Source organism: Mycobacterium sp. NBC_00419 (assembly GCF_036023875.1).
Taxonomy (GTDB): Bacteria; Actinomycetota; Actinomycetes; order Mycobacteriales; family Mycobacteriaceae; genus Mycobacterium.
Map to the genome: position 1 here is coordinate 4,634,183 of NZ_CP107931.1, position 21,187 is coordinate 4,655,369.

The following is a 21,187-nucleotide window of genomic DNA, read 5'->3' on the forward strand; positions in this document are numbered from 1 at the left end:
AGCACCCGCAAGAGAGGACTCCGGCGATGGACGCGCACGATCCGGGACGCACCCTGATCGCCGTTGGCGACGGCCGGGCACGGCGCATGCGCCGCCGATCCGGGATCGTGGTCGCCGTGGTGCTGCTGGTCGTAATCGCGGCATCCGCACCATGGGCGTCGCGATGGACACCGCAGCCACCGGCGATCTCCGGTCCGTATGCCTCGCTGCTGGCCGCGTCGTCGAACCTCGGCCCCTCGCAGGCGGCTGATGCCCAGCTCACTGTCACGCTGTCCACGCCCGCACGCCCGGCCACGCTGATCGGGTGGGCGCAGTCCCACGGCCTTGCGGTCCGCTGGCGCGACGGCCAGGGCTGGGCGGTGGTCACCGGACCCGCACAACGACTCTCGGATGCGTTCGCCGTCCCGATTCACGACTACCGGGGCCAACGCGGCCAGGTCTTCTACGCCTCGCCGCAACAACCGGTCCTGCCGAGCGCGCTGCGCGGCGAGGCCGATGCCGCCGGACGGATCCTGAGCTACCTGCCGCACCGGATGGCGCGCCCCGTCCTGCCACTGGACGTACCCCGGCCCGGTTTGAGCCCGAAGAATCTGCTCACCGCCTACAACGCGACCCCGCTCGTCGACGCCGGCTACACCGGAAAAGGCGCCACCGTCGTCTTCTTCGCGTTCGACGGCTTCGACCAACGTGATCTGGACATGTTCGCCGACACCTCCGGGCTGCCGCGGTTCGCCCCGGTCGTGGTCGACGGCCCACTCGGTCCCGCGCACGGCGAGACCGTGATGGATCTGGAAGTGGCCCACGCCATTGCCCCCGATGCGCGCCTGGTGGTGGTCAACGCCCGCCCGACCCTGGTAGGCGGGGGCACCTTCGAGAAGATCGGCGCGATGTTCGATTCCGCCGCCCGGCAATACCCCGGCTCGGTGTGGAGCCTGTCGATCGGTTGGGGCTGTGAGGCTCTGGTCACCGCGGCCGACCTAGCGCCGGTGCGTGCCGCGCTGACCAACGCCCATCGCCGCGGCATCGCGGTCTTCGACGCCAGCGGTGACGCCGGGGGACTGGAATGCAAGGGCGGCCAGGACTGGTCGGCGCCCCCCGGCCCAGACGACGTGGGGGTGGACTCGGTCGCGTCGCTGCCGGAGATCACCTCGGTCGGGGGCACCACGCTGTCCACCGATCTGGAGGGCAGGTGGCTCGAGGAGCGAGCATGGGTCGACGTGCCGATGTCGCAGGGCACCAGCGGAGGCGTGTCCCAATTGTTCGCCCGCCCCGCATATCAGCACGAGCTCTCCGGCGAGCGCGATGCCGCACACCGGCTGGTTCCTGACGTGTCGGCGGTCGCCGATCCCTTCACCGGTGTGAAGCTGATCTACGAGCAGGCTTCCCGAATCGGTGGCGGCACCTCGCAGGCGGCACCGATCTGGGCGGGCCTCACGGTGCTGATGAATCAGTACGTGATGGATCGCGGCGGCAGGCCGCTGGGCGACATCAACGCTCTGCTCTACCGGGTGGCCGAGGGCTCGCATCTACCCGGCTTCCGCGATATCACGTTGGGCGGCAACGCCGTCGACACACCAGGTGCGGGATATGACCTGGTGACCGGGCTGGGAAGCCCCAACGTCGCGAATCTGGCCCCCAATCTCCTCGACGCGCAGCGGGCACGGCTCATCGCGGGCGACTATCTGCCCGCCGGCGGGTGAGCCGTTGCCGAGTCCGATTTTCCCGCAGCAGTCCCCATCGGGGCGCCGTGGTTTCGGTGCCTGCCTGATCCTCTTGGCGGTGGTACTGGCCGGCTGTGCCCTGTTGCGGTGGCAGGCGCCGATGATCGCGATCGCCGCGCTCGGGCTGCCCGCACTGTTTCTTCTCTATCTGCGTCAGACCCGCCAGCCGACCCGTGATGCCGTCATATCCGCGGTGATCGGGATCGGGCTGGGTGTGGGTTGGGCGGTGGTCGTCGGTCCTATCGTTGCCCAGGCCTACAGCGCTGCCCTGGGCTCGCAAACGGAGCTGCGCCACGTCGCGGTCTCCGGGGTGGCGATCCCGGCCGGTGGCGCGCTTCTGATGCTGGTGCCCGCCGTGGTGGTGCGGGCGATCGACCGTGCGAGTCGGGAGCCGTTGCGCGGCTTCGCCGCCGGCGCACTGGGGGCCACCGCCTTCAATGGGGCCTCAACGGCCACGCTGTTGTGGCCGCAGCTGGCGATGGGCGTGGTCGCGCACGACCAATCGGCGGCGAGCCTGCTTGCCGAGGCACTCGTGGAGGGACTGGCGTGGCCATTGGCGTCGCTGGCCGGCGGTGCGATCGTCGGTATCGCCCTGTGGCGCACGGCGTTCCCGGATGGGCTTCGGCGCAACGGGAAACGACTCGCGGGCGCACTGGCGGTGGCGCTGATCGTGATAACCGCGATGGGGTTGGTGGACATCGCCCCGCTGCCGTTGCGGGCATACGTTGTCGCACAACTGCTCATCGCGGTGCTCGCGGTGGTAGCGCTGCGGATCGCCGGTCGCGGTGCCCTGCCGCGCGAGGTGCCTGACGGTGCAGCGCAGTCGCCGACCGGTGTGCTGGTCTCGTGGGTGAGTGTTCTCGGCGTCGTCGCCGCCGCAGGAGTGGGCGTGTCGACGCTGATCACGCCGGTCGCCAAGGCGTATGTGTGCCCACCGGATTGCGGCCGGCCACCGCTGGGCACACCGGTGGAAACCAACCCGCGCTACAGCGGGGACAACGGCGCGTTCTCGGTGGCCTATCCGGACAAGGGATCGGCCTACGAGGTCACGTTCGAGCCGGCGGGAGTGGCCGGCGTCGAGTTGACCTATGTCGGCGGCGACACCGGAACCATGGTGCTTTTCGGTGAGCCGGCGCTGGGGCGCACGCCCGAGCAGATCGTCGAGCAGGTTCTGCGCAGCAAGTACCCGCAGGCAGGAGTCAGCTACCAGATCCCCAACGCGTCAGTCGGTTACCAGCCGGGGTACGGGGTCGTCGCCGACGTCCATTCCCGGGACTCGGCGGCGTCCTACACCAGGCTGCGGGTGATCGTCATGGCAGCGGTCAAGCACGATTACGCACTCGTCGCGGCTGCGGTGGGGCCCTATCACGAATTCAGTCCCGATTACGGGACGGGTCACCCGTCGGGAGCCAACCTGGAACTGGCCATGGACATGGGCAAGTACGTCAACAGTTTCCGGTGGGGAGGCGACCGCTACGGGCGCCGCCCGTGACCGTCCTATCTGCTGGGCCCCTACCGCTGGGGAGCTGTGGAACCGGCCACCGGCATCGCTGGCATGCCGAGCTTGCGGTGGTCCCACGAGCGGGTGCGATTGGCCACGATGCGCACGGCGATGCGCTTGTTCATCATCATGTCGACGGCCGGCTTGAGGTCGTCGGTGTAGGGCCCGTTATAGCGCTCCCAGACGTTGACCCCGACCTTGAAGATGGTGTCCGGGTCCTCGACGATCTCGGCGACACCTTCGAACGCCACACCGCGCAGCGTGTCGTAGGTCATGCCGTCCTCGATGAGGAAGCTGACCCGCGGGTTGCGGCGCAGGTTCACCGTCTTCTGCGACTTGGCTTTGGTCTCGACCCAGATCTCGCCGTCGATAACGCCGTACCACATCGCCACCAGGTGCGGCTGGCCGTCGGGGCCGACGGTGGCCATGGTGCCGGTGCGGCTGCGGGCGACGAAGTCGACGATCTCCTCGTCGGTCATCACGATCTGGTTGCGCTGGTTGGTTCCCATGGGCTGTCAGTGTGGCAGGTGTCTCATCGGCTGTTGCACGGAGATCACAAACGGCGGGTGAGCGCCTCGGCGGCGGACAATAAGTCGGCCGCCCAGCGCGCACCCGGACGCCGGCCCATCCGGTCGATCGGCCCGGAAACCGACACCGCCGCGATGACCGCGCCGCTGCGATCGCGCACCGGCGCAGAGACACTGGCCACTCCGGGCTCGCGTTCGGCCGCGCTCTGCGCCCAGCCGCGACGGCGCACCTCGGCCAGGGTGCGCTCGGTGAACTTCGCCGACGCAAGCACGGCCTGTTGGGTGGCGGTGTCGCTGTAGGCCAGCAGCACTTTGGCCCCCGAACCTGCCGTTAACGGCAGACGGGCCCCGACCGGCACCGTATCGCGAAGGCCCGCAGGTGGTTCCAGGGCCGCAATACACACCCGCGACGTGCCCTCCAGGCGGTACAGCTGCACGCTTTCGCCGGTGATCTCCCGCAGCCGCGGCAGAACCGCAGCTCCTGCGGCCAGCAGGGGATCGTTGACCTGTGCGGCCAGTTCGCTCAGCGCCGGTCCCAGCCGCCAGCGCCCGGCGGTGTCGCGGGCCAGTAGGCGGTGGACTTCCAGTCCGGCGGCCAGTCGGTGCGCGGTCGCGCGCGGCAGGCCGGTGCGCTCGCAGAGTTCGGCCAGCCCGCAGGGTGACTCGGCAATCGAATGCAGCACGCCCACAGCTTTGTCGAGCACGCCGATGCCGCTATCCTGTCTCATATCGAGATACTAACGTCCCGAAATGTGAGATGGCCAGCTTCCGGCGCGGAGTGGCCGACGGAGGAATCGAGAAGTGATGGCCCAGACCGACAAGCCAAGAACGCTGCCCGAGAAGGTGTGGGAGGACCACGTGGTCGTCCCCGGCGCGGGCAGTGGCAGTTCGCGTGAACCCGATCTGATCTACATCGATCTCCACCTCGTCCACGAGGTGACCAGCCCGCAGGCCTTCGACGGCCTGCGGTTGGCCGGACGTCCGGTGCATCGCCCGGATCTGACGATCGCCACCGAGGACCACAATGTCCCCACGGTCGACATCGACAAGCCGATCGCCGACCCGATCTCACGCACCCAGGTCGACACCCTGCGGCACAACTGCGAAGAATTCGGCGTCCGGTTGCACCGGATGGGCGACGCGGAACAGGGCATCGTGCATGTGATGGGACCGCAACTCGGCCTCACCCAGCCGGGCATGACGATCGTCTGCGGCGACAGCCACACCTCCACCCATGGCGCGTTCGGCGCCATCGCAATGGGAATCGGCACCTCGGAGGTCGAACATGTGCTGGCAACACAGACACTTCCGTTGCGCCCGTTCAAGACGATGGCGGTCAACGTCGACGGTCAGCTGCCGCGCGGGGTGACGGCCAAGGACATCATCCTGGCCGTCATCGCCAAGATCGGCACCGGCGGCGGCCAGGGCTATGTCATCGAATATCGGGGCAGCACCATCGAATCGCTGTCGATGGAAGGGCGCATGACCATCTGCAATATGAGCATCGAAGCCGGTGCGCGCGCCGGCCTGGTCGCCCCTGACGAGACTACCTACGAGTTCCTGCGCGGCCGCCCGTACGCGCCCACCGGCGCGGATTGGGATGCCGCGGTGGATGCTTGGGAGAAGCTGAAAACCGACCCCGGGGCAGAATTCGACACCGAGGTCTACATCGACGCGACGACGCTGAGCCCATTCGTGACGTGGGGTACCAATCCCGGTCAGGGCGTGCCGCTGTCTGGATCTGTGCCCGATCCGGAGCTGATGCCGGATTCCGAGCGGCAATCAGCTGAGAAGGCTTTGGCATACATGGACCTTCGAGCGGGTACCCCGATGCGCGAGGTCTCCGTCGACGCCGTGTTCGTCGGCTCGTGCACCAATGGTCGCATCGAGGATCTGCGGGCAGTCGCCGATGTGCTGCGCGGCCGCAAGGTCGCCGACGGAGTGCGGATGCTCGTCGTGCCCGGCTCGATGCGGGTGCGCGCCCAGGCCGAATCCGAAGGCCTCGGCGAGATCTTCACCGCCGCAGGCGCCGAATGGCGCCAGGCAGGCTGCTCGATGTGCCTGGGAATGAACCCCGATCAGCTCGCGCCGGGCGAGCGTTGCGCCTCGACGTCGAACCGGAACTTCGAAGGCAGGCAGGGCAAGGGAAGCCGCACGCACCTGGTTTCGCCTGCTGTCGCCGCCGCCACCGCGGTGCGCGGCACGCTGTCCTCGCCCGCCGATCTCGAAAACTAGCCCTGCTAAGGAGAACACGATGGATGCCTTCCACACCCATACCGGCATCGGCGTTCCGCTGCGACGGTCCAATGTCGACACCGACCAGATCATTCCGGCGGTGTATTTGAAGCGGGTCACCCGAACTGGTTTCGAGGACGGACTTTTCGCCGCATGGCGCAACGATCCGTCATTCATCCTCAACCTGAGTCCATTCGACCGGGGCTCAGTGTTGGTCGCTGGACCCGATTTCGGCACCGGATCCTCGCGCGAGCATGCGGTCTGGGCGCTGATGGACTACGGATTCCGAGTGGTCATCTCATCCCGATTCGCCGACATCTTCCGCGGCAATGCGGGCAAGGCCGGCCTCTTGGCAGCCGAAGTGGCCCAAGATGACGTCGAACTGCTCTGGAAGCTGCTCGAGCAGAATCCGGGGCTGGAAATCACTGTGAATCTTCAAGATCGGAATATCACCGCCGGAACAACCGTGGTGCCGTTCACGATTGACGATTACACGGCATGGCGACTGCTCGAAGGTCTCGACGATATAGGCCTCACGCTGCGGAAACTCTCCGAAATCGAGGCCTACGAAGCGGCTCGGCCCAGCTGGAAGCCGCGCATCGTGGCGCCCTCCTGAGGCCTCCCGGAGCCGAATTCCCGCCTCTGGCGGGGGGTTCGCGGTTCGGGGATTCACCGCCCTAGGGCGGCAACCGCTTTGCTGAAATCCTCCTAAGCAATACCTGAAATTGGGCGTGGCACTTGGAAATCTGCTGGCCTTGGGTTTAACGTGTTTGTCAGTCGGTCCAAAAAGGACCACTGTTTTCGGAGGAATTGAATGAACAAAGCAGAGCTGATCGACGCTCTCACCGCGAAGCTGAACGTGGATCGTCGGCAGGCTACTGACGCGGTCGAGAACATCGTCGACACCATTGTGCGCGCGGTGCACAAGGGCGACAGTGTGACCATCACCGGTTTCGGTGTTTTCGAACAGCGTCGTCGGGCCGCCCGCGTTGCGCGCAATCCGCGCACCGGTGAAACCGTGAAAGTAAAGCCGACTTCCGTTCCTGCCTTCCGTCCCGGCGCCCAGTTCAAGGCTGTCGTCTCTGGCGCGCAGAAGCTTCCGTCCGAGGGACCCGCGGTCAAGCGCGGCGCCGTCAGTGGCCCGGTCAAGAAGGCTGCCGTCAAGAAGGCGGTCCGCAAGGCCGTCGTGAAGAAGGCCGCTCCGGCTAAGAAGGCTCCGGTCAAGAAGGCCGCTCCGGTCAAGAAGGCCGCTCCGGCTAAGAAGGCTCCGGTCAAGAAGGCCGCTCCGGTCAAGAAGGCCGCTCCGGCTAAGAAGGCTCCGGTCAAGAAGGCCGCTCCGGTCAAGAAGGCCGCTCCGGCTAAGAAGGCTCCGGTCAAGAAGGCCGCTCCGGCCAAGAAGGCCGCTCCGGCTAAGAAGGCTCCGGTCAAGAAGGCCGCTCCGGCCAAGAAGGCCCCGGCCAAGAAGGCTCCGGCCAAGAAGGGCCGTCGCTAAAGTTCACCGTCGGATACGCCGCGGGCCCAGTGCCCGCGGCGTATTCGCATGTTTGGGGTCCGAACGCGGGCTAGCTCTTGCGGGCCAGCGGGCTGGCGATGTAATCGGCCGCGATGATCTCGTTGCCCGCCAGCGAGAGCACCCACGTGCTTCCCTTGCGGTTGCGGACCCGGTCCGGCTTGCCGACGTCACCCTCGCGCCACCACGCCAGGAGATACGGAATCACCTTGCCCTGCGTGCAGATCACCGGGGTGCCGCCGTGGGCGACGATGTCGAGCAGGCGATCCCGTGCGGCCTGGGGATTCTCGGCGTAGGACTCCTCGGTGAGGTCGGCTTCTGTGGTGATCGTGACGCCCAGTTCCTGTGCCAGCGGTTCGACCGTCTGCGTGCAGCGGGCCCGGTCGGCGGCGTGGATAGCGGTGGGCCCGAACGCCATCAGTTGTGCGACCAGTGATTCGGCCTGGGCGCGACCGTTCTTGTCCAGCGGCCGTTTCCGGTCGTCACCCTTGTAGCGCGATTTCACCCCGGCGGTCCCGTGCCGGACGACCAATACCGTCTGGGTGTCAGCGGGGTGTTCGGCGAACTTCTTGAGAACGTCGCGGTCGTGCGGATAAGTAAGCCGGTCCGAGGCGTCCTCCGGTGACAGCCACTCCAGTCGGTCGACTTCGTCGCCGGGAGCGAACTCGCCACCAACAGCGCGTGCCGCCCAGTAGTGCACCACCTTGATGCCTTCGGGGATCGGGTAACTCACCTCGGTCAGCCAGCGGCCCAGATGTGACCGCTGGCCGGTCTCTTCCCAGATCTCGCGTACCGCGGCCGCCGGTTCGTTCTCGCCGGCGTCAAGCTTGCCCTTGGGCAGTGACCAGTCGTCATAGCGCGGTCGGTGGATCAGCGCGATCTCTATCCGGCCGGTCTCGGGACCCGGCCGCCACAGGACAGCTCCCGCGGCGATCACGCGCTGGGCGGGTTTGCCTTTCTTACTCGAAACGTTCTTGGTCGAACTGGTTTTCGAGCCGCCGCGTGACGTCCCCTTGGCCACTTCAACTCCCACAAGTCAATTCGGGTCCCGCCTCAGGGCAGAACCGGCCGGCTGTAATGGAAGGTGCTCTCAGCGTTGCCGATGGAGTTCCATCAGCCACACCTGGTGGTCGCGGACCTGGCGACCGTCTTGTGGTGAGGCGGTCCAACTGCCGTCGGATCCGAGTTCCCAGCACCGGGTCGACGGGTCCATCGCCGACTCGAAGATCTCGTCGAGATATCCGGTGAGGCGCGGGTCCTTGACCTGAGCCAGCACCTCGACGCGGCGGTCGAGGTTTCGGTGCATCATGTCGGCACTGCCGATGAAGAACTCGTTGATGGCGTTGAAGTGGAAAATCCGCGAGTGCTCCAGGAACTGACCGAGAATCGACCGGACGACGATGTTCTCGGAGAATCCCTCGACGCCCGGTTTGAGTGCACAGATACCGCGTACGACGATCTCGACCCGCACCCCCGACTGCGACGCGCGATAGAGCGCATCGATGACCTGCTCGTCGACAAGGGCATTGGCCTTCAGCCGGATCCGGCCGTTGCCTCCGGCGCGGTGAGCTTCGATCTCGCGATCGATGCGCTCGACGATGCCGCGGCGAACGCCGTGCGGGGCCACCAGCAGGTTGCGGTAGCTCACCTTGCGCGAGTAGCCGGTCAGCGAGTTGAACAGGTCGGTCAGGTCGGCGCCGATGTCGGGCGACGCCGTCAACAGGCCGACGTCTTCGTAGAGCCGAGCTGTCTTCGGGTTGTAGTTGCCGGTGCCGATGTGGCAGTAACGGCGGATGGTCGAGCCCTCGCGGCGCACCACCAGGCAGGTCTTGCAGTGGGTCTTGAGCCCGATGAGGCCGTAGACCACATGCACGCCAGCATCTTCCAAGGCGCGGGCCCACTTGATGTTGGCCTGCTCGTCGAAGCGGGCCTTGAGCTCCACCAGCGCGACCACCTGCTTGCCCGCGGCGGCAGCCTCGATCAAGGCGTTGACGATCGGGGAGTCACCGGAGGTGCGATACAGCGTCTGCTTGATGGCCAACACATTCGGGTCTGCGGCGGCCTGCTCGATGAACCGCTGCACACTCGTCGAGAACGAGTGGTACGGGTGATGCACCAGCACGTCGCCGTCACGCAGTGTCGAGAAGATGCTCTTGGGGGTTTCGCGTTCACCGAAGGCCTGGTGTGTGGCCGGCACGAACGGACGGTCCTTGAGGGCGGGACGGTCGACTCCGTAGACCTGCCACAGCGCCGAAAGGTCCAGCAGCCCTGGCACCTCCACCACATCGCCGGGGTGGACGTCCAATTCGCGCAGCAGCAACTCGAGCATGTGCTCGGTCATGTCGTCGGCGACCTCGAGTCGCACCGGCGGGCCGAAGCGTCGCCGCGCCAGTTCCCGCTCGAGAGCCTGCAGCAGGTCTTCGTCGCGGTCCTCGACATCCATGTCGGCGTTGCGGGTGATCCGGAATGCGTGCTGCTCCACGATTTCCATGCCGGGGAACAACACCGGCAGGAACGCCGCGATGAGTTCCTCCATGGGCAGGAAGCGAACCGACTTGTCATCGGGATCGGCGCTGCGGAGCACGACGAAGCGATCCACGTTGTCGGGCACCTTGACCCGGGCGAAGTGCTCCCCGCCGTCCTCTGGTGAGCGGACGGCGACGGCCAGGTTCAGGCTCAGGCCGCTGACGAACGGGAACGGGTGCGCCGGATCCACGGCCAGCGGTGTGAGGACCGGGAAAACCTGATCGTGGAAGTACTTCGACAGATCGGTGCGATCGGCCTCGCTGAGTTCCTTCCACGTGACGATGTGGATGCCCTCTTCGGCCAGGCCGGGCCGGACCGATTCCAGGAACACCTCGGCGTGCCGCAGAGAGATCTGCCGGGTGCGGTCGCCGATGCGGCGCAACTGCTCGCGGGGGGTCAATCCGTCGGCCGAGCGGACCGACAGGCCCATCTCGTCGCGCCGCTTGAGTCCGGCAACGCGGACCATGTAGAACTCGTCGAGATTGGACGCGAAGATCGCCAGGAACTTCGCGCGTTCCAGCAGCGGCATCGAGGTGTCGGCGGCCAGCGCCAGCACCCGGGCATTGAAGTCCAGCCAGCTCAGCTCGCGGTTGAGGTACCGGTCTTCGGGCAGAGGGTCCTCCACCGCCGCCGCGGTGGCCGCGGGCGGGGCGACCGGCGTCTCACCCGGCTGCCAGTCGTCGTCCGCGGCTCTCGGTTCTGCTTCCGTATCGGTCACACCAGCGATCATCCCTCATCGGCGCGGGACGCGGATGCCTGCCGCTCAAAGTCAACTGTCGTTCAGGCTTTGTTCAGGTCGATTGCCCGGATCGTCGCGCTTCCGACACCGAGTCGGCGAGCCTGCTGCAGGTCGTCGGGGGTGTCGATGTCACAGCGCAGCCCCGGCCACGCGCCGGTCAGCTCGACCGCACCCGAGTCGCGATGCCACTGCGCGGAATGGGTGCCGAACCGCGGATCCAGGGGCACTCCGAACGCGAAGAGCGCCGCGGTTCCGCTCGTGTGGCGGTCGCTGACGAAGCTGCGCTCATGGGAGCGGGCCTGCGCAAGCGCCTCGCCCAGTTCGGCCGCCCGCAGCGCGGGCAGATCACCCTGCAGCACAACGGTGTTGGGGGTGTGGCTGCTCACCGCCGTCCACGCGGTCAGCACGGCGGTGTTGAGAGGGTCGGGATGACCGGGTGCGGTGGGGTCGGCCACGACGTCGGCGCCCAGCGCGCGAACGGTCGCCGCGGCCGTCTGGTCGGGGGTGACGACGGTGATCGACCGCACCGCCTCGACCCCCTGGGCTGCGGTGATGGTGTCCACCAGCATCGCCAGCACCACCTGTTCGCGCACCCCGTCTGCGAAGACCGGTGCCAGCCTGGTCTTGGCCGCCGAGAGCCGTTTGACCGCGATGATCAGTGCGACATCGGGCCCAGCGCTCATGCTGGCCATCCTGCCAGCGTCAGCGCAGCGGCGACGCCGCGGTGGTGCGCCTGGCCCGCGAGCAGCCCCAAAATCGCACTGCTGGGACACCAATCCTGCGATTTTGCGCCTGTTCGCGGGTGATCAGCGGCCCTGGGTACGTTATGGGGATGACGAGCACGGTGGGCACGGCCGCGGTGATGGGTGCCGGCGCGTGGGGTACTGCCCTGGCCAAGGTGCTGGCCGACGCGGGTTCGGATGTGCGCTTGTGGGTGCGTCGACCCGAGGTGGCCGAGGAGATCAACACCAAGCACACCAACACGCATTACCTGCCCGGCGTCGACCTCTCTGCCCGGATCCGAGCCACCACCGACCCGGCCGAGGCGCTCGACGGCCTGACCACCGTTCTGTTGGGGGTGCCGTCGCAAACGTTGCGCACCAACCTCGAACACTGGCGCGGCCTGCTGGCCGACGGCGCCACCCTGGTCAGCCTGGCCAAGGGCATCGAACTGGACACGCTCATGCGGATGAGTCAGGTCATCGCTCAGGTGACCGGAGTCGACCCGGGTCAGGTCGCGGTGGTCTCCGGCCCCAACCTGGCCGCCGAGATCGCCGACGAACAGCCCGCGGCCACCGTCGTGGCGTGCACTGACTCCGGGCGTGCTGTGGCATTGCAGCGCGCGATGAGTACCGGATATCTGCGGCCCTATACCAACGCCGACGTCATCGGCACCGAGATCGGCGGCGCCTGTAAGAACGTCATCGCGCTGGCATGCGGGATGGCGGCCGGGGTTGGGCTGGGGGAGAACACCGCCGCGGCCATCATCACCCGCGGGCTGGCCGAGATCATGCGCCTCGGTATCGCATTGGGCGCCAAGCCCGCCACGTTGGCCGGTCTGGCCGGTGTCGGCGACCTGGTGGCCACCTGCACCTCGCCGCGCTCGCGCAACCGGACCTTCGGCGAACGGCTCGGCCGCGGTGAAACCCTGGATGCGGCGTTGCGCGCCACCGACGGCCACGTCGCCGAGGGCGTCACCTCCTGCACCTCGATTCTGGCGCTGGCCTCCAGCTATGACGTGGAGATGCCGCTCACCGACGCCGTGCAGCAGGTCTGCCACAAGGGGCTGTCGGTCGATCAGGCCGTGGTGCTGCTGCTCGGCCGAAGCACCAAGCCGGAGTAGGTGACGATGGTCGACGGTTACGGCGATTCCACCCGCGCAGTCAAAGCGGTTGGTGCCGAAGCGATTCCGGGCCAGCCGGTCAGCCCCGGCCCGGTTCCGGCCTCGGCGTTTCACCTGTCGCCCGACGAGGGCAGCGAGGCGGACACCTACGGCCGCAGCTCCAATCCGAGCTGGCGGCAACTCGAGTCCGCTTTCGGCCAACTCGAGGGCGCGACCGCCGCACTGAGCTTCAGTTCCGGGATGGCGGCGATCACCGCGGCGCTGCGGGTGGTGACCAAGCCAGGCTCGGTGCTGGTCGTGCCCGCTGACGGCTACTACCAGGTCCGCCGTTTTGCCTCGGAAAGCCTTGCACCCCTGGGCATTATCGTCAGGGAGGCCTCGGCCGAGCAGATCTGCGAGGCGGCCGAGGGTGCCGACGCGGTGCTGGCCGAAACCCCGACCAACCCCAACCTCGATGTTATCGACCTGCATCGGCTGGCCGGAATCTGTCGACGGCGCGGGGCCAAGCTGGTGGTCGACAACACCACCGCGACGCCGCTGGGTCAGCAGCCGCTGTCGCTGGGCGCCGACCTCGTGGTGGCCAGCGCCACCAAGGCCCTGGCCGGCCACAGCGATCTGCTGGCCGGTTATGTCGCGGGCAGCCAACCCGAGCTGATGGCCGAAGTGCAGCGGGAGCGCCTGCTCTCCGGTGCCATCCTGGGCGCCTTCGAGGCCTGGCTGGTGCTGCGCAGCATCGGCAGTGTGGGTCTGCGCTTCCCCCGCCAATGCCAGAACGCATCAGCCCTGGCCGCCGCGCTGCGCAGCCATCCCGGCGTGCGTGCGGTGCGTTACCCCGGCCTGCCGGAGGACCCGTCGTACCCGGTGGCCACCGCGCAGATGCGCCACTTCGGCGGGCTGGTGAGTGTGGAACTCGCCGACGCCCAGGCCGTCCACGACCTGGTGGGGCGCAGCGAGCTGCTGGTGGCCTCGACCAGCTTCGGCGGGCTGCATACGTCGGTGGACCGGCGTGCCCGCTGGGGCGACCCGGTCAGCGACGGTTTCGCGCGGATCTCGGCCGGTATCGAGGACACCGACGACCTGGTGGCTGACGTGCTGCGGGCCCTCGACCCGCGGTGAACGGCAGCGCCGCTGCTCGCGCCGCCGGATCGTGTGCCCAATGGCCGGGCTGTAGCCTCTCTAGGTTGTGACACGCATCCGCGTCGCCGTCGTCTACGGCGGCCGCAGCTCTGAGCACGCCATCTCGTGCGTCTCGGCGGGCAGCATCCTGCGCCACCTCGACCCGCAGCGTTTCGAGGTGGTGGCCATCGGCATCACGCCCGAAGGGTCCTGGGTGTTGACCGACGGCCGGCCCGAAACCCTGGCGATCAGCGGACGGCAGCTTCCCGAGGTCAGCGGCGAGTCGGGGGCCGCGCTGGTGCTGACGGCCGACCCGCAGCGCCGGGGCGAATTGGTATCACTCGAGCCGGGTGCGGGGGAGATTCTCGCTTCGGTCGACGTGGTGTTCCCGATCCTGCACGGCCCGTACGGCGAGGACGGCACCATCCAGGGCCTACTGGAGCTGGCCGGGGTGCCGTACGTGGGTGCCGGGGTCTTCGCCAGCGCTGCGGGGATGGACAAGGAGTTCACCAAGAAGTTGCTCGCCGCCGCGGGACTGCCGATCGGCGATCACGTGGTGCTGCGGCCGCAGCAAGCCGCGCTGACTTTGGATGACATTGAGCGCCTTGGTTTCCCGATGTTCGTCAAACCGTCGCGCGGTGGGTCCTCGATCGGCGTCAGCCGGGTGATGCACGCCGACGAACTGCCAGGGGCGATCGCCGAGGCCCGGCGACACGACCCCAAGGTGATCGTCGAAGCCGCGATCGTCGGCCGCGAACTCGAATGCGGCGTATTGGAATTCCCGGACGGCTCGGTGCGGGCGAGTGCGATCGGAGAGATCCGGGTCGCCGGCGTGCGGGGCCGCGAGGACGGTTTCTACGACTTCGCCACCAAATACCTCGACGACGCGGCCGAGTTGGACGTACCGGCGAAGATCGACGACGACGTCGCAGAAGAACTGCAGCGCTTGGCGATTCGGACATTCGAGGCGCTCGACTGCCAGGGCCTGGCCCGCGTCGACTTCTTCCTCACCAAAGACGGCCCGGTGGTCAACGAGATCAACACGATGCCGGGGTTCACCACGATTTCGATGTTTCCGCGGATGTGGGGCGCCAGCGGTATCGACTATCCGACGCTGGTGGGCACCATGGTCGAGACCGCACTGGCCCGCGGGACCGGCCTTCGCTAGCGGGCCGCGCCAGGCCTGATCGCCACGGCCGGCAAGGTGCGCGCGATCAGGTCCGACACCGCCTGGATGGGAGTCGGGCCCGAGCCGGACGGCAGTGTCAGCGCCACATAGACCGGCCGGTCCACGCTGACCCAGGTGCTGCGGTCGGTGGCAGTGTCGTCGAGCCGGAACCACTGCACCTGGTTGACCATCTGAATAGGGGAGCCGACGACGAACTCGGCAGGACGGTCGATGCCGCATCGCAGGATCACCGCATCGCCGTCGGCGTCGGCCCGCCAGGCCGCGGTCCCGGCCGGGACGGGCTCCATGGCCGCCGCCCGGTCCGCACCGCCGAGTTTTCCGGGCACGGCCTCAACGAGGGCGTGGCAGTCGGGGGAGTCTGCCTGCGGGGCGGGCACCGACGCGATCGCCACCGGCTGGGTGGGGGTGCTGCGGGTGGCGGCGATGACCAGGATCGCGCCGATAGCGACCACGGCGATCACCAGTGCGGCGATCAGGACCGCGCGCGGCGGACCATCCGAGATGTCGTCCTGGTCCTGCGCCGCAGCGGGCAGCGGCTCAGTCGGCATCGGCGATCGGGCAGGTCAGCGTGCGGGTGATCCCGGCAACCTGCTGAACGCTGGGAACGATGTTGGCGGTGAGGTCGGCGGTGCTGTTCGCGCCGACGCGCACGACGACGTCATAGGGGCCGGTGACGTACTCCGAGGACAGCACGCCGGGTAGCGAAGCCACCTGCTTGGCGACGACCTCGGCGCGGCCCACTTCGGTCTGGATCAGCATGTACGCCTCGGCCACCCGTCGTCTCCTCGTCTCGATGTTTGCCGTGTGCGGTGCCGCCCCGCCTACACTGACGTGTCCCGTTCGCGACGCGGGCTGCGCGTCGGCAGGCACCAAACTTACCGCAGGTTGGGACGCCTTGCGGCTGTGGAGCGCGCCGTTGCGGAAGGGGAAACGTGGTGGCCGAGGGCGCCGAGGGCACTGAACCGACGCTGCATGAGTTGGGTGAGTTCCCGATGATCGAGCGCCTGGTGGCCGGACGCCGCCAACCCTCCGGTGTGACGGTGGGTCCCGGGGATGACGCCGCAGTGGTGAGCGCACCGGACGGGCGGGTGGTGGTGACCACCGACATGCTCGTTGAAGGCCGCCATTTCCGGCTGGATTGGTCTGCGCCACATGATGTGGGGCGCAAGGCGATTGCGCAGAACGCCGCCGACGTCGAGTCGATGGGCGCTCGCGCCACCGCGTTCGTCGTCGGATTCGGCGCCCCGGCCGACACCCCGGCCCGGCAACTGCAGGACGTGTCCGACGGAATGTGGCAGGAGGCCGGGCAGTTCGGCGCCGGGATCGTCGGCGGCGACCTGGTGGCCAGCCCGCAGTGGGTGGTCTCGGTGACGGCGCTGGGTGACCTGGCCGGGCGTGCCCCGGTGCTGCGCAGCGGAGCGCGTGCCGGTTCGGTGATCGCGGTCGCCGGCGAGCTGGGCCGCTCGGCGGCCGGATACTCGTTGTGGCGCAACGGCATCGACGACTTCGAGGATCTGAAGCGGTGGCATCTGGTGCCGCGGCCGCCGTACGGGCAGGGGGTGCGCGCCGCCGAAGCGGGAGCCCTCGCGATGACCGATGTGTCCGACGGGTTGCTCGCCGACCTCGGTCATCTGGCGCAGGCATCCGGGGTGGTGGTCGATCTGGCCGCGGACTCGCTGCACCCCGACGTTGCCGCGGTGACGGCCGCGGCCGCGGCAACCGGCACCGATCCGTGGTCGCTGGTGCTGGCCGGTGGCGAAGATCACGCTCTGGTGGCCTGTTTCGCCGGCGGTGTTCCCGACGGCTGGCGGGTGATCGGTGCGGTCTCTGACGGGACACCCGCCGTGCTGGTGGACGGGCAGCCGTGGGCCGGACCGGCGGGTTGGCAATCCTTCGACTGATCGCCTCGGTAGGTTTGCGTTCGTGACGACGACCGCCCGACCGCTCAATGAACTCGTCGAGGACGGCTGGGCCCGGGCGCTGGCACCGGTGGCCGACCAGGTGACGCAGATGGGCCAGTTCCTGCGCACCGAGATCGCCGAGGGCCGCCGCTATCTGCCCGCAGGCCCGAATGTGCTGCGGGCGTTCACCTTCCCATTCGAGTCGGTGCGGGTGCTCATCGTCGGTCAGGATCCGTACCCGACACCGGGCCATGCGGTGGGCCTGAGCTTCTCGGTGGCTCCCGAGGTCCGCCCACTGCCGCGCAGCCTGTCCAACATTTTCTCGGAGTACACCGCCGACCTTGGCTATCCGGCACCGTCGAACGGTGACCTGACGCCCTGGTCGCAGCGCGGCGTCATGCTGCTCAACAGGGTGCTGACGGTGAGCCCGGGCACCCCGGCCTCGCATCGCGGCAAGGGCTGGGAGGCGGTGACCGAGTGCGCTATCCGGGCGTTGGCCGCGCGCGATCAGCCGATGGTGGCGATCCTGTGGGGACGCGATGCCTCGACCCTCAAGCCCATGCTGGACGGTTCCGGCGGGCAGGAGCGAAGCGACTCGGCGATTGGGCACAGTAAGTGCGTGGCCATCGAGTCGGCACACCCCTCGCCGCTGTCGGCCTCGCGGGGCTTCTTCGGGTCGCGGCCGTTCAGCCGGGCCAATGAGCTACTGGCCGGGATGGGTGCCGAACCGATCGACTGGCGGCTGCCCTAGCAGCGCCGAGATCGACGAATTGGCGTGATCGTCTCGTCTATCTACGCCCAAACGTCGGTTTGGGCGTAGATAAGGGAGATCAGCCGCGGCTGACCTTGCCGGCCTTGAGGCAGGAGGTGCAGACGTTCACGCGCTGCTTGTTGCCGCCGGGGCGGCTCACGGCGTTCACGGTCTGGATGTTCGGGTTCCAGCGACGGCTGGTCCGGCGATGGGAATGCGACACCGACTTACCGAAGCCGGGGCCCTTTCCGCAGATCTCGCACACGGCAGCCATGTAGAACTCCTCTGTAGTAAACGTCTGGTCAAGGGGCCAACGACCGAGCTACGGGTGACCCGACAACCTGACTAGGATAACCGGCAGGTGAACCGAACGCCAAAATGGTCCCGCTGATGGCGCTGAACTGGGCCGATCACAGCTGGCCATGGCGCGGCGGGTGGGTCCCCGACAGCGTGTGGCGGCCGATGTGCTGCAGCTTCCAGCGCGTCGCGTCGTGCAGCGTGTGGGTGCGGGCGTCACGCCAGTATCGGGCCAGGTTGGCCGCGTCGGTGGCGCTGCGGGTGCCGCCCAGCTCGAACAGCACGCTGGCGGCCTCCAGCGAAGCCCGCACCGCCGCCACCTTGGCGACCGCCACCGCGACCGACGCCGCCGCCGTCGTCTCCTCGGTGGTGTCGGCCCGCGCGACGTCGACCGCCCGGGCGGCCTCACCCAGCAGCGCCTGCGCCCCGCGCACGGTGACCGTGACCTCGCCGGCCACCTGGATCAGCGTCGGGTCCTCGGTGGCGACCGGGACACCGGCTTCAAAGTGCGGGCGCGCTGTGCCGGCTTGCCGAACGCCCTCGGCGAGAGCACCGGTGGCGATTCCCACGTCCAGAGCCGCGTGCAGAAGCTGGGCCCGCGCCCCGTAGATCGTCGGGCGCGCGAAGATCGGGGTGTAGGGCACCACATGAACCGCCGGCACCCGGACCTGGTCGAGCGTCACCGTTCCCGAAGCGGTGGTGCGCTGTCCCATGCCGTCCCAGTCGTCGACGACGGTCAGGCCCGCCGCGTCGCGGGGGACGAACGCCACCGCCTTGGGTGTACGCGACGTCGGGGCGGCCCCGTTGCCGTCGGACAGTGACGCGCGCACCACGATCCAGTCGGCGAACAGCGCCCCCGTGGAGTAGAACTTGCGGCCGCTGAGCACAAAGTCGCCAGCCGAGGGCACCAGTGCGGTGGTGTCCACGTCGATCAGGTGCGGCCCGCGTTCGGACTGGGCGTTGGCCACCAGCGCCCCGTCGAGGATCTGGGCGTAGAAGAACGCCTTCTGCTCGTGGGTGCCCTCCAGCCGCAGTGCCTCGGAGAAGGTGAAGTGTGAGTGCGGAATCTGTGCCAGTGACGGATCGCCCTGAGCCAGCAGGCGGAACACCTCGGCGAGCACCGTGGCGGGGGCGTCGATGCCGCCGTAGGCCACCGGCACCGGCAAGGCCAGCAGCCCGGACCGCTTGAGTTCTTCGACTTGGGTGTGGGGCAGTTCGCGGCGGGCGTCCCGGGAGGGTGCCCCGACGGCGAAGGACTTCGAGAGTTCGGCGGCCACCGCCAGCGCCTGCTGCACCGAGGCGATTCGGGTGGTGCCGGCTTCGGCGCTGGGTGAGGCGGTCATCAGATCCTTTGAACGTGCCTGATACATGCGCTGACATGATCGCGCGCCGAACCGGCGACCGACGCTGACATCGCCGCGACATGCCACCACCGGCCGCGAATCCGGGCCGCCGCACGGGGGCTGGGCAGGTCGAGGTGAGTCGCGCACCGCTGCAGCACGGGTAAAAATCACGCTGATCGAGATGCGGTGGTGCGCGACGTCCGAAAGGTTCGTCGGTGACGGCGAACTGTCGGGTGGACTGGCTAGGCTGACGCGACGGAATGCGGTGTGTCAGGGATCGCGAGGGAGGTGCCGATGCCGGACCGACGGCTGGACGCGTCAGCCCTGCGTGACTGGGCCCATACCGCCGTTGGCGACCTGATCACTCACACCGACGAGATCAACCGGCTCAACGTGTTCCCGGTGGCCGACTCCGATACCGGCACCAACATGTTGTTCACCATGCGCTCGGCGCTGGCTGAAGCCAAGTCCGCGGCAGGCTCGGGCGACGTGACCGCGGTGGCAGCCGCACTGTCGGAGGGCGCACTGCACGGTGCCCGCGGCAACTCCGGGGTCATCCTGTCCCAGATCCTGCGGGGAGTGGCCGACGTGACCGCGTCGGCTGCCGCCGACACCGAGGGCGCGCTGGCCGATATCGACGCCGAGCTACTCGGGGCGGCGCTGCGCCACGGCGTCGGACTGGTCGTCTCGTCGATGGGCGGCCAGATGGTCGACGGCACCATCGTCTCGGTGCTGCAGGCCGCCGCCGACACGATCGAGCATCGGGCCGCCGACGGCGCCGGGCTGGCCGGCGCGCTGGCCGCAGCGGGAGACGCCGCCGCCGCGGCGCTCGAGCGCACCCCCGATCAGCTCGCCGTGCTGGCCGATGCCGGCGTGGTCGATGCGGGCGGGCGCGGCCTGTTGGTCCTTCTCGACGCGCTCACCGCCACGATCGGCGGTGACGCGGCCCATCGCCGCGCGTACGAACCGGCACCGCTGCCGCTGGAGAGCGCTCCCGCCGACATCGCCCCGCCGCAGTTCGAGGTGATGTATTTGCTCGCGGACTGCGATGCGGCGGCCGTGGAGGCGCTGCGCGTGCGGTTGGGTGAACTCGGCGACTCGGTGGGTATCGCCGCTTCGGCGGGCGAGTCGGTGGACCGCTACTCGGTGCACGTCCACACCGACGACGCCGGCGCGGCCGTGGAGGCCGGGCTGGCGGCGGGTGCGGTCAGCAAGATCCAGATCTCGGTGCTGACCACCGGCGCGGCCCGGGTCTCGCCGGGCGGCTGGAGCCGCGAACGCGCGGTGCTGGCCGTCGTCGACGGAGACGGCGCCGAGGAATTGTTCAGCCAGGAAGGCGCGTTCGTGCTGCGGCCGGAGTCGGTCCAGATCCCCCCGTCGCTTCGCTCCAGCCCGCCGGCGTCGGCCGACCCGGCCAACGGCATCAGCGCCCGTCAACTGTTGCGGGCTCTCGTCGATACCGGCGCAGCCCAGGTCATGGTGCTGCCGAACGGCTACGTGGCCGCCGAAGAGATGGTGGCCGGTGCCACCGCAGGTATCGGGTGGGGGATCGACGTCGTCGCGCTGCCTGCGGCGTCGATGGTGCAGGGGCTGGCGGCGCTGGCCGTTCACGACCCCGGTCGCCAGGCGGTCGACGACGGATACACGATGGCCCGCGCCGCGGCAGGGGCCCGGCACGGCTCGGTGCGCATCGCCACCGAGCAGGCCCTCACCTGGGCGGGCACCTGCCATCCCGGCGACGGTCTCGGTATCGCCGGCGACGAGGTGCTCGTTGTCGGCAAGGACGTCACCGCCGCGGCCGCCGGGCTGATCGACCTGCTGCTGGTTGCCGGCGGGGAATTGGTGACCGTGCTGATCGGCCAGGGCATCGACCCGGGCATCACCGCGGCGCTGGCCGACCACGTCCACCGCCGCCACCCCGGCATCGAACTGGTGACGTACTGCACCGGCCACCGCGGGGATGCGCTGTTGATCGGGGTGGAGTAGCC

General features: G+C 68.5%; 20 protein-coding genes. 11 read left to right on the forward strand and 9 right to left on the reverse strand.

Annotated features, from left to right (window positions below):
- Window positions 1-86: 86 nt before the first annotated feature.
- Window positions 87-1,700, forward strand: a complete 1,614-nt coding sequence (locus OG976_RS22200) for a S53 family peptidase (RefSeq protein WP_442930559.1) — start codon at window positions 87-89, stop codon at window positions 1,698-1,700.
- Window positions 1,701-1,704: 4 nt separating this feature from the next.
- Complete coding sequence (locus OG976_RS22205; protein WP_328353711.1) at window positions 1,705-3,213, forward strand: zinc ribbon domain-containing protein; 1,509 nt, start codon at window positions 1,705-1,707, stop codon at window positions 3,211-3,213.
- Between the two features lie 20 nt (window positions 3,214-3,233).
- On the opposite strand, the gene OG976_RS22210 is transcribed toward OG976_RS22205, so the two are convergent.
- Both OG976_RS22210 and OG976_RS22215 read right to left on the reverse strand, forming a co-directional pair.
- Entirely contained in the window at window positions 3,234-3,731 is a 498-nt protein-coding gene (locus OG976_RS22210) for a pyridoxamine 5'-phosphate oxidase family protein (protein WP_328353714.1), read from the reverse strand.
- Between the two features lie 44 nt (window positions 3,732-3,775).
- Window positions 3,776-4,477 carry an IclR family transcriptional regulator gene (locus OG976_RS22215; protein ID WP_328353717.1) on the reverse strand — a complete coding sequence of 234 codons (702 nt, stop codon included), beginning with the start codon at window positions 4,475-4,477 and terminating at the stop codon, window positions 3,776-3,778.
- A gap of 76 nt (window positions 4,478-4,553) precedes the next feature.
- Between OG976_RS22215 and leuC the strand changes: the two genes are divergently transcribed.
- The 3 genes from leuC (at window position 4,554) to OG976_RS22230 (ending at window position 7,476) form a co-directional block, all read left to right on the forward strand.
- The gene (gene leuC / locus OG976_RS22220; RefSeq protein WP_442930371.1) at window positions 4,554-5,984 is read left to right on the forward strand and encodes a 3-isopropylmalate dehydratase large subunit; all 1,431 of its coding nucleotides are present in this window, start codon (window positions 4,554-4,556) and stop codon (window positions 5,982-5,984) included.
- Window positions 5,985-6,003: 19 nt separating this feature from the next.
- Complete coding sequence (leuD, locus tag OG976_RS22225; protein WP_328353723.1) at window positions 6,004-6,600, forward strand: 3-isopropylmalate dehydratase small subunit; 597 nt, start codon at window positions 6,004-6,006, stop codon at window positions 6,598-6,600.
- 198 nt (window positions 6,601-6,798) lie between these two features.
- On the forward strand, window positions 6,799-7,476 hold the full coding sequence (locus OG976_RS22230; protein ID WP_328353726.1) for an HU family DNA-binding protein: 678 nt from the start codon (window positions 6,799-6,801) through the stop codon (window positions 7,474-7,476).
- A gap of 70 nt (window positions 7,477-7,546) precedes the next feature.
- Here the strand turns inward: OG976_RS22230 and OG976_RS22235 are convergent, their stop codons facing one another.
- The 3 genes from OG976_RS22235 to cofC all read right to left on the reverse strand — a co-directional run bounded on the left by OG976_RS22235 (window position 7,547) and on the right by cofC (window position 11,442).
- Complete coding sequence (locus OG976_RS22235) at window positions 7,547-8,515, reverse strand: NUDIX hydrolase (protein ID WP_328353729.1); 969 nt, start codon at window positions 8,513-8,515, stop codon at window positions 7,547-7,549.
- A gap of 69 nt (window positions 8,516-8,584) precedes the next feature.
- Entirely contained in the window at window positions 8,585-10,750 is a 2,166-nt protein-coding gene (locus OG976_RS22240; protein ID WP_328353732.1) for an RNA degradosome polyphosphate kinase, read from the reverse strand.
- A 50-nt stretch (window positions 10,751-10,800) separates the two neighbouring features.
- Complete coding sequence (cofC, locus tag OG976_RS22245; protein WP_328353735.1) at window positions 10,801-11,442, reverse strand: 2-phospho-L-lactate guanylyltransferase; 642 nt, start codon at window positions 11,440-11,442, stop codon at window positions 10,801-10,803.
- 149 nt (window positions 11,443-11,591) lie between these two features.
- Between cofC and OG976_RS22250 the strand changes: the two genes are divergently transcribed.
- From OG976_RS22250 to OG976_RS22260, 3 genes are all read left to right on the forward strand, one after another.
- A complete protein-coding gene (locus OG976_RS22250; RefSeq protein ID WP_328353738.1) occupies window positions 11,592-12,602 on the forward strand; it encodes an NAD(P)H-dependent glycerol-3-phosphate dehydrogenase in 1,011 nt (336 codons plus the stop codon).
- 6 nt (window positions 12,603-12,608) lie between these two features.
- On the forward strand, window positions 12,609-13,718 hold the full coding sequence (locus tag OG976_RS22255) for a cystathionine gamma-lyase (protein WP_328363892.1): 1,110 nt from the start codon (window positions 12,609-12,611) through the stop codon (window positions 13,716-13,718).
- A gap of 67 nt (window positions 13,719-13,785) precedes the next feature.
- Entirely contained in the window at window positions 13,786-14,886 is a 1,101-nt protein-coding gene (locus tag OG976_RS22260) for a D-alanine--D-alanine ligase family protein (protein ID WP_328353741.1), read from the forward strand.
- On the opposite strand, the gene OG976_RS22265 is transcribed toward OG976_RS22260, so the two are convergent.
- The gene (locus OG976_RS22265; RefSeq protein WP_328353744.1) at window positions 14,883-15,455 is read right to left on the reverse strand and encodes a DUF3515 domain-containing protein; all 573 of its coding nucleotides are present in this window, start codon (window positions 15,453-15,455) and stop codon (window positions 14,883-14,885) included. The two genes, OG976_RS22260 and OG976_RS22265, sit on opposite strands and share 4 nt — an antisense overlap.
- On the reverse strand, window positions 15,445-15,681 hold the full coding sequence (locus OG976_RS22270) for an Lrp/AsnC ligand binding domain-containing protein (RefSeq protein ID WP_328353747.1): 237 nt from the start codon (window positions 15,679-15,681) through the stop codon (window positions 15,445-15,447). Before OG976_RS22270 ends, OG976_RS22265 begins: the two co-directional genes overlap by 11 nt.
- A gap of 161 nt (window positions 15,682-15,842) precedes the next feature.
- Here OG976_RS22270 and OG976_RS22275 point away from each other — a divergent pair, with 161 nt between their 5' ends.
- Entirely contained in the window at window positions 15,843-16,808 is a 966-nt protein-coding gene (locus OG976_RS22275) for a thiamine-phosphate kinase (RefSeq protein ID WP_328353749.1), read from the forward strand.
- A gap of 22 nt (window positions 16,809-16,830) precedes the next feature.
- On the forward strand, window positions 16,831-17,559 hold the full coding sequence (locus OG976_RS22280) for a uracil-DNA glycosylase (RefSeq protein WP_328353752.1): 729 nt from the start codon (window positions 16,831-16,833) through the stop codon (window positions 17,557-17,559).
- Between the two features lie 79 nt (window positions 17,560-17,638).
- On the opposite strand, the gene rpmB is transcribed toward OG976_RS22280, so the two are convergent.
- Window positions 17,639-17,833, reverse strand: coding sequence for a 50S ribosomal protein L28 (gene rpmB / locus OG976_RS22285; protein ID WP_328353755.1), 195 nt, complete (start codon window positions 17,831-17,833; stop codon window positions 17,639-17,641).
- A gap of 136 nt (window positions 17,834-17,969) precedes the next feature.
- A complete protein-coding gene (locus OG976_RS22290; protein ID WP_328353758.1) occupies window positions 17,970-19,199 on the reverse strand; it encodes an SfnB family sulfur acquisition oxidoreductase in 1,230 nt (409 codons plus the stop codon).
- Between the two features lie 294 nt (window positions 19,200-19,493).
- Between OG976_RS22290 and OG976_RS22295 the strand changes: the two genes are divergently transcribed.
- Window positions 19,494-21,185 carry a DAK2 domain-containing protein gene (locus OG976_RS22295; protein ID WP_328353761.1) on the forward strand — a complete coding sequence of 564 codons (1,692 nt, stop codon included), beginning with the start codon at window positions 19,494-19,496 and terminating at the stop codon, window positions 21,183-21,185.
- Window positions 21,186-21,187: the final 2 nt, after the last annotated feature.